The organism is Sphingomonas aurea (assembly GCF_030678875.1).
GTDB lineage: Bacteria > Pseudomonadota > Alphaproteobacteria > Sphingomonadales > Sphingomonadaceae > Sphingomonas > Sphingomonas aurea.
Genome location: NZ_JAUUDS010000013.1, coordinates 48618 through 54852, shown reverse-complemented (window position 1 = coordinate 54852; position 6235 = coordinate 48618). Strand labels below are relative to the sequence as shown.

At 66.3% G+C, this 6235-nt stretch carries 8 protein-coding genes; 1 reads left to right on the top strand and 7 read right to left on the bottom strand.

The genetic code is table 11. From position 1 onward, the window contains the following. The 7 genes from Q5H91_RS16170 to Q5H91_RS16140 all read right to left on the bottom strand — a co-directional run. On the bottom strand, positions 1 to 451 hold a 451-nt coding region (locus tag Q5H91_RS16170; RefSeq protein ID WP_305174462.1), incomplete at its 3' end, for a DUF305 domain-containing protein. A gap of 47 nt (positions 452 to 498) precedes the next feature. Then, entirely contained in the window at positions 499 to 1230 is a 732-nt protein-coding gene (locus Q5H91_RS16165) for a PepSY domain-containing protein (RefSeq protein ID WP_305174466.1), read from the bottom strand. Continuing rightward, positions 1227 to 2405, bottom strand: coding sequence for a copper resistance protein B (locus Q5H91_RS16160; protein WP_305174464.1), 1179 nt, complete (start codon positions 2403 to 2405; stop codon positions 1227 to 1229). Before Q5H91_RS16160 ends, Q5H91_RS16165 begins: the two co-directional genes overlap by 4 nt. A gap of 23 nt (positions 2406 to 2428) precedes the next feature. Then, on the bottom strand, positions 2429 to 4399 hold the full coding sequence (locus Q5H91_RS16155; protein WP_088368456.1) for a copper resistance system multicopper oxidase: 1971 nt from the start codon (positions 4397 to 4399) through the stop codon (positions 2429 to 2431). Between the two features lie 67 nt (positions 4400 to 4466). Beyond that, positions 4467 to 5036 (bottom strand): RNA polymerase sigma factor, encoded by a 570-nt coding sequence (locus Q5H91_RS16150; RefSeq protein ID WP_088368457.1) that lies wholly within the window; start codon positions 5034 to 5036, stop codon positions 4467 to 4469. Then, positions 5033 to 5473, bottom strand: coding sequence for a periplasmic heavy metal sensor (locus tag Q5H91_RS16145; protein WP_041043253.1), 441 nt, complete (start codon positions 5471 to 5473; stop codon positions 5033 to 5035). The genes Q5H91_RS16150 and Q5H91_RS16145 overlap by 4 nt, the downstream gene beginning before the upstream one ends. After that, positions 5470 to 5742 carry a hypothetical protein gene (locus Q5H91_RS16140; protein ID WP_066779362.1) on the bottom strand — a complete coding sequence of 91 codons (273 nt, stop codon included), beginning with the start codon at positions 5740 to 5742 and terminating at the stop codon, positions 5470 to 5472. Before Q5H91_RS16140 ends, Q5H91_RS16145 begins: the two co-directional genes overlap by 4 nt. Positions 5743 to 5862: 120 nt before the next feature. Between Q5H91_RS16140 and copC the strand changes: the two genes are divergently transcribed. Further along, a complete protein-coding gene (gene copC, locus Q5H91_RS16135; RefSeq protein WP_088368458.1) occupies positions 5863 to 6234 on the top strand; it encodes a copper homeostasis periplasmic binding protein CopC in 372 nt (123 codons plus the stop codon). Position 6235: the final 1 nt, after the last annotated feature.

Here is a 6235-nt window from a genome sequence, read left to right as displayed (position 1 = left end):
CGATCTCGCGGACCTGAGCATCAATGATCCCGTCCGCCAGCTTGCGTACCTCGGGGTCTTTGATGTGCGCGCGCTCGCTGGTCATGATCGCGATCGAGTGATGCGGGATCATGGCCTTCATATAAGCGACGTCGCCGACCGTCTCCTGGCTACGGACGAGCCACAAGGCGCCGGCGAATACCGCGATCGAGGCTGCCACGATGCCGAGATTGGCCCGCCGGTCGGGGTACATGCCCCACATAAAGCCGATCATGATGAGCGCCATGGTGGCGCCCATGACGATCGCCATCCACGTCCGGGTCTGGCTGTATTCGACATGGCTCAGTGCGTAGGTGTTAAGGTACATGAGCCCGAACATCACGACCGTCGACGTCGCGATCATCGCGGCGAAGCGCCCGTAGCTCATCCCCATATTGCCGCCCTGTTTGGAGCTGGGGTCGTCGTGGTTCATCATGCGCTCTCCTGTGCGGCCCCACCCACACGAGGATACGCGGCTCTCTAGCGGACCCCTTGAGCTTTTCTGCGCCGTCGGCGGGGCCAACGCATGAAGAGCAGGATCGCGCCGGCAACGGCGAACACGAGCCCGCCCGCTGCAAAGGCGTTGAGCCATGGCGTGTTGAACCGTTCGTGCTCGGTCCAATCCATGATGTGGAGACCCCAGAAGAAGTCATAGAGCCGCCACGTGCCGGTTCGCACCGATGTCAGCCGCCCCGTTTCAGCCGCGACGTAAATGCGGGTCCCGTCGGCATCGGGGAAAGAAGCACGCCAGGCGGGGAGGGCGCCGCGGTACTCGGTGCTCGGGCGCTCGATCCGTTCAACGACCGGCGCCGAACCGGCATCGCCGCGATACGCCTGCCTCGCGATCAGCGCTGCAGCGGCGCCATCGACCGGGGCCAGAGGCTTCGCGGTCCGGGCGTCCAGCAAGCGCACCTTGCCGTCGCCGAGTTGGGCTTCGACGATTGGCCGACCCAGCAGCATCCGGTGCTGAAGCTGACGCACCGGCGCCCCTGCCGATGCGAGAAGGGCAGGGACGGGCGCGAAGTCCTGGGTGGCAATCAGGGCCGGTTCGACGTTCCGGTCGATCCGGTGATCGCCATGCACCGTGTCGATCGGCAGCAAGCTCATGACTAGCCCGCTTGTGAACCAGACGATCGCCTGCGCTCCGATCAGGAGCGCAAGCCAGCGGTGAACCTTGCTTGCCCCAACATGGAGGCGGAGCCGCGGGCTCAGAACCAGGTCCTCACGCCCGCGACGAAGCTAAAGCCGCCCGTTTTGTCACCGCGTGCGCGAGTGAAGCGCGCGGTGTCCCCGAACTGCCGCTCCCAGGACACGCCGATGTAGGGCGCGAACTCGCGCCGGCCCTCGTAGCGAAGCCGAAGCCCGGCCTCGAGGTCCGTGAGCCCGGAGCCGGTGCCGGTTTCGGGCACGTCCTGCGCGGAGAAATTGGCCTCCACCCTAGGCTGGAGCACGAACCAGTTGGTGATGCGCTGGTCGTAATAGCCCTCCGCACGGCCAAGCACGTCGCCCTTGTCGGAGAGGAACAATGCGCCCTCCACCTCGAACCAACCGGGGGCCAGCCCCTCGATCCCTACCGTCGCGTAGGTGCGCGAGGGGTTGGGCTTGAAGTCGTAGCGAACGCCCGCCTGAAGGTTCCAGTATGGATCGAGCGCGCGGCTGTAGAGCGCCTGCACCTCGGCCTGTTCGAGCGGCTTGCCGAACGTGCCTTCGCCCTCGCTCTTTAGCGTAAAGCGATTGATGTCGCCCCCGATCCAGGCCTCGCCATCCCAGCGATAGCCGTCGCCACCCTTGCGAGCCTGATATTCGGCGAGATTGAAGAGGATCTGATAGACGGTCATTCCGCCATGCTCGCGGCGTAGATCGTTCTCGCGCGAGCTGGCCATGGCGTCCGCGCCCCAGAAACGATCGGCGAGGTGGTCCCCGGCCGGAGCGGGAGCGGGCTTGTTGCCGGGGGGAAGGTCGGTTCCGACCTTGGCAGCGGGCTGATCGCCGGGCATCGTCATGCCCGGCATCGTGCTCATGTCGTGGCCGGCATGTGGGTCCTGGCCCGCATCTGTCGATGCTGCCATGCCCGGCATAGCGGACATATCGTGCCCGGCGTGCGGGTTCTGGGTGGGCGCAGCCTGCTGCTGACCGCTCATATCCATTCGCTGCATTCCGCTCATGTCATGCCCGGCATGAGGGTCGGCAGCCTGCGTCTTCGCCGGTTGCGCGCGCCGCGGCGCGGTGCGTCGGACGGGGGCCTTACGCTTAGTCGCGGACTTGGCCGCGGCTTTCGCCTTCGGCTTGGCGGCCGGCTTTGCCGGCATCGTCATGCCCGGCATGTTGTGCATGGAATGGTCCATGGTCTGCGCCAATGCGGGTGTCGCAAGGGCGAGCGGCGCCATACCGGCGAGGAGGAGCGCCCGGATCACGCCGTGGCCTCCCCGGCCTTGCGGACCTGGACGACACGCATCATGCCCGCGTGCATGTGGTAGAGCATGTGGCAGTGGAAGGCCCAGTCGCCTTCCTCGCCGGTCACGTCCCAGCTCACCGTGCCTCCCGGCTGCACCAGCACCGTATGCTTTCGGGGCGCGTAGGCGCCCTTGCCGGTCACCAGGTCGAAGAAGTGGCCATGGATGTGGATCGGATGTCCCATCATCGTGTCGTTGATGAGCGTCACCCGTACGCGCTCGCCGTGAAGCAGCGTGATCGGATCGGGGTTCTCCGACAGCTTTTCGCCGTCGAAGCCCCACATGTAGCGCTCCATGTTGCCGGTGAGGTGGAGCTTGATCTCCCGCTCCGGTGCGCGTGTGTCCGGGTTGCGGTCGAGCGCCATCAGGTCGCGATAGGTGAGAACGCGGTGCCCGACATTCTCCAGCCCCTGCCCGGGATCTCCGGTGCGATCGACCGGCATCGGCGAGATGGTCTGCACGCCCGGTCCCTTCTTCACCTCAGGGGCATTGCTGAAATCGCGCATGGAATGGCTCATGCCGCCCATGTCCATCCCGCCCATCTGATCGCCGTTCATCGCCGGCATCGTGCCGGAGCCATGGTCCATACCGGCCATGGCGCCGCCCTGAGCCTGGCCGTGGTCCATGCCTGCCATGCCGCCTGCCGCGGTGCCGGCCGCGCCGTGGTTCATTTGGGAATGATCCATACCCGGCATCGCGCCGGTGCCCGCGCCATGCCCCATCGCAGCATGGTCCATGCCGGACATCGATCCCGCGGCGCCGCCCATAGCACCATGATTCATAGCGCCGTGGTCCATCGTGCCATGATCCATGCCGCCCATGCCCATGTCCTTCATGGTCGCGAGCGGGCGCTTGCGGAGCGGGGGCACCTCGGCCGCCATCCCCTCACGCGGGGCGAGCGTCGCGCGGGCCATGCCGGAGCGATCGACGCTCTCACCGACCAGCGTATAGGCGCGCAGGTCGGGCGGGGTGACGATCGCGTCGTAGGTCTCGGCCGGGCCGAACTGGAACTCGTCGATCTCAACCGGGCGCACGTTCAAGCCGTCGGCCGCGACGATCGTCATCGGCAGGCCCGGAATGCGGACGTTGAAGGTGGTCATCGACGAGGCGTTGATGAAGCGCAGCCGTACCCGCTCGCCGGGCCGGAACAGCGCGGTCCAATTGTCCTTGGGGCCGTAGCCGTTGACCAGGTAAGTGTAGACCGACCCCGTGACGTCGGCGACGTCGGCGGGATCCATCCGCATCTTGCCCCACTCCAACCGCTCTTTCAGCGACTGATCCTTGCCGGCGAGAAGCCCGGCCAGGGTCTGGCGCTGGCGGTTGAAGTAGCCCGACTCCTTCTTCAGCCGATCAAAGAGGTAGTGCGGGTGATGGAAGCTGTGGTCGGACAGCACGATCACATGCTCGCGATCGAACTGCACGGGATCGGGATTCTTCGGATCGATCAGGATCGGGCCGTAGTGTCCCTCCTGCTCCTGAAGCCCGGAATGGCTGTGATACCAGTAGGTCCCGCTTTGGATGATCGGGAACTCGTAGGTGAAGGTCGAGCGCGCCGGAATGCCGGGGAAGGCGATCCCCGGCACCCCGTCCATCTGAAAGGGCAGCAGCAGCCCATGCCAGTGGATCGAGGTTTCCTCGTCGAGCTCGTTGACGACGTGGAGGCGGACGTTCTGTCCCTCGCGCAAGCGGATGAGCGGCGCGGGCACGGTGCCGTTGATGCCGATGGCGTGGCTCTGCCGCCCGTCGATCATCATCATCTGATGCGCGACCTTGAGCGTGATGTCCTCGCCCGACACCGTGGGCAACGGCTTGGCGATGCCGGCGGAGACGGGCTGTGCCCATGCCGGCATATAGGCCGACAAGGCGAGGCCGCCTCCTGCCAGACTGGCACCGCGCAGCACCTGGCGGCGGTCGAGAACGCGCGACATGCAAGCTCCTAAGAATGGGGCCGTGAAAGGGCCGTCGCTTCTTCTACGCGGCCGATCCGTCCAGCCCTCAGCGGTTCCCGAGTTTTTCGAGCAGCCGCGCCCGCGCGCGATACAGGCGGGTTTCGACCGCCTTCTGGCTGATCCCCAGCACCTCGGCCGTCTCGGCCTGGCTCAGGCCTTCGATCGTCCGAAGTACCAAAGGCTCCTTCAGGTTCGCGGGCAAGGTCGAGATGGCGCGGGTCACACGATCGAGTTCCTGCCGATCGCCGGCTGCGTCGTCGATCGGCACCTGTTCGTCGACGATGCTCTGGACCTGTTCGTCGTTCGGCAGCGCGAACGACAGAAACCGGCGCACGGCACGCTTGCGCGCCCAATCGCGGCATTTGTTGACGGCGATGGTCGTGAGCCACGCCTGCATCGAGCGGTTGGGATCGTAGCGCGACAAGGCCTGATGTGCGGCCACGAACGCTTCCTGGGTCACGTCCAGCGCGTCGTCGGCATCGCCGAGGAATGCGCGCGAAAGCCGGAACATCGGCTGCCGATAGCGTCGCACGATCTCGGCGAAAGCGGCTTGTCGGCCGGCGATGCTGAGCGTCGCCAGTTCGCCATCCGACAACGCGGTCCAATCGAGGCTCACCCCTGGCCGTCGGTGAGCGCCTTCACCACCGCGTCATCGAATTGAGAGGTCTGATCGGGCCGGAGGAGCTGACGCATGGCGAAGATGTGCGCCAGCGTCGCCTTCTGCAGCTCGCCCATCGCGGCATGGCTTTGGTCGACCGCAGCGGCCACCCGCGGACCATTGCCATGCTCGGCCTCGATCGCCTCGGCAAGGCGGGCATTGGCGGCACGCATCTCCAGCTCGAGGGCGCGGCGTTGCACCGCGAACCGGTCTTCGAGCACCTTCAATCGGGCCTGCTGGTCGCCATCAAGCGCGAGCTTATGATGCAGCACCTCGTGAAGCGCCGCACCGGGTTGCTTGGGCTGCGGCAGCAGTGCGCGCCCGATAAAGACACCGCCGATCGCTGCCAGGAAGGCGAGCAAGGCGCACAGGACAACCCGCTTGGTCGAGGTCATGGCTCGCCGATCAGCAACGCGGAAGGGGCAAGGGGGGAGGCTCCGCCGAGCGGCGCGAGCGAGACAACAGGGCTTGCCGTCGCGGGCAGCTCGGCACCGACGATCCCGATACCGAGCGCCGCGGCGGTTATCACACCGATCCCGAGCCCGGCTCCGCGCACGGCGGGGCGGCTGCCGATTCGTCTGAGGACTTGGTCCTCGATACCCTCCAAAGCGGCCGGGGCGGGTGCGCCCGCTAGTCGCGCCAATGCTCTGTCTAGATCGTCCATGCTTTCCACTCCGCCCCTCTATCATCGGATACGCATCGCTGCCCATCATCCCTCAACCGCCGGTGAGGGGTCGGGCAGCGCGCCGCGTAGAAGGGTGCACGAACCTCGTCGGAGTACCCCATGCGTAGTCTCGCCCTTCCTGCCGCCCTCACTCTCCTGAGCCTCGCCAGTGCGGCGCAGGCTCACCCGAAGCTCGTTGTGGCCTCACCCGCGCCCAACGCGACCGTTGCCAAGCCCGCGCGTGTCGCTTTGCAGTTCAGCGAGAAGCTGATGCCGAAATTCTCCGGTGCGGACTTGATGATGACGGGCCATGGCGGCACCACGCACCCACCGATGAAGGTTGCAACCACCACCCAGGTTGCACCCGATGGCCGAACGCTGGTCGTGGTGCCCAAGTCGCCGCTCGGCGCGGGCCGCTACAGCGTCGCATGGCACGTCGTCTCGGCCGACACGCATCGGGTGTCGGGCAACTTCGCCTTCGCGGTGAAGTAAG